Source organism: Rhizobium ecuadorense, from assembly GCF_001187535.1.
GTDB classification, from domain to species: Bacteria; Pseudomonadota; Alphaproteobacteria; order Rhizobiales; family Rhizobiaceae; genus Rhizobium; species Rhizobium ecuadorense.
The window spans coordinates 1-240 of record NZ_LFIO01001642.1 but is presented as its reverse complement, the minus strand read 5'-3'; the positions used below and the strand labels follow the sequence as shown (position 1 = coordinate 240).

The 240-nt window shown below is 44.2% G+C and carries 1 protein-coding gene; it reads left to right on the top strand.

Annotated features, from left to right (window positions below; all coding sequences use genetic code 11):
* Positions 1-41 precede the first annotated feature (41 nt).
* The coding region (locus AF337_RS32855; protein ID WP_280138882.1) for an STAS domain-containing protein at positions 42-240 on the top strand (199 nt) is incomplete at its 3' end.

The following is a 240-nucleotide window of genomic DNA, read 5'->3' as shown; positions in this document are numbered from 1 at the left end:
CTTTTAGGGTCGTCAAGTATTTTCTGGCCCAGGAGGCTGCATTGGATACTCAGAAACAATATTACGAATCTATAAATTTGCCGGACGTGCTCAGCATTCGTAACGTGAGCGAACTATATTCCAAGTTTAATGATGCATTTCATAGTCGCGATACAATCATCGTCAGCATTCCAGAAGGTGCGGAAGCGGATCTGAGTTTCGTTCAACTTATCGAATCCTCGCGCCACCAAGCAAAATCCA